The 1,371-nt window shown below is 66.5% G+C and carries 1 protein-coding gene; it reads left to right on the top strand.

Features of this window, described 5'->3' with window-relative positions:
* Nucleotides 1-16 precede the first annotated feature (16 nt).
* On the top strand, nt 17-1,371 hold a 1,355-nt coding region (locus Q8791_RS31690; protein WP_330095543.1), incomplete at its 3' end, for an amino acid adenylation domain-containing protein.

Here is a 1,371-nt window from a genome sequence, read left to right as displayed (position 1 = left end):
GGGCGGGTTGTCGTATGTGGAGTTGGACGAGGTGTCCAACCGGTGGGCTCGGTGGTTGATCGGGCAGGGGGTGGGCCCCGAGGTCGGGGTGGTGGTGTGTGTGGACCGGTCGGTGGAGTTGGTGGTGTGCATGCTGGCCGTGCTCAAGGCCGGTGGTGTGTATATCCCGGTGGATCCTGAGTATCCGCTGGTCAGGCAGTGCGACATTGTGGCTGGTACTCGTCCGTTGGTCGGGCTTGTGGATGATGTGGGCCGGTTGTCGGGCTCGGGTGTGCGGGCTGTGGTGGTGGGTGGGGTCGATGTGTCGGGTCTGGGGTGTGGCCCGGTGGGTGATGCCGAGCGTGTGGGTCCGTTGCGGTTGGACAACACCGCGTATGTGATCCATACGTCGGGGTCGACGGGGCGGCCCAAGGGTGTGGCGGTGACCCATGGTGGGGCGGGGCGGTTGGTGCACCGGTTCGGGGTGCTGGGTGCGGGTGTGGGCAGTCGGGTGCTGCAGACCGCGTCGATCGGTTTCGACGGGTCGGTGTGGGAGGTGATGATGGCGCTGCTCACCGGGGGGTGTTTGGTGGTGGGTCATGCGCGTGAGTTGTTGGATTCCGCGGGGGTGGCGGAGCGGTTGGCCTCGATCACGCATGTGACGGTGACGCCGTCGTTGTTGGCGACGTTGCCCGATGGTGCGCTTCCGGGTGGGATGACGGTGATCACGGCGAGTGAGGCGTGTTCGGAGCAGACGGTGCGGCGTTGGGCGCGGGGGCGCCGGTTGGTGAATTCCTATGGTCCGACCGAGACGACGGTGTGCGCTACCGGTGGTGATCTGGTGGCGGGTGAGGCGGTGACGATCGGTGTTCCGGTGGCCTCGACGTCGGTGTTTGTGCTGGATGAGTTTCTTCGGCCTGTGCCGGTGGGGGTTGAGGGTGAGTTGTATGTGGCTGGTCCGGGGTTGGCGCGGGGGTATGTGGGTCAGTCGGGGTTGACGGCGTCGCGGTTCGTTGCGTGTGGGTTCGGGGGTGTGGCGGGGGCTCGGATGTATCGGACGGGGGATCGGGTGCGGTGGTCCTCGGATGGGCGTCTGGTGTTCGGTGGGCGTACTGATGAGCAGGTCAAGGTGCGTGGGTATCGGATTGAGCCGGCGGAGGTGGAGTCGGTTCTGGTGGGGTGTGCGGGTGTGGTGGAGGCGGTGGTGGCTGTGTGTGGGGAGGTGGCGCAGGACCGTCATTTGGTGGGGTATGTGGTGCCGGGTGTGGGTGAGTTGGTGGATCCGGTGGTGGTGCGGGAGCGGGTTGCGGGGGTGTTGCCGGGGTACATGGTTCCGGCTGTGGTGGTGGTGTTGTCGGGGGGGTTGCCGATGACCGTCAACGGCAAGCTCGA

The sequence above is a fragment of the Nocardiopsis codii genome, assembly GCF_036327455.1.
GTDB lineage: Bacteria > Actinomycetota > Actinomycetes > Streptosporangiales > Streptosporangiaceae > Nocardiopsis > Nocardiopsis codii.
Note: the sequence above shows the minus strand (reverse complement) of the source record. Positions and strands in the feature narration are given on the sequence as shown.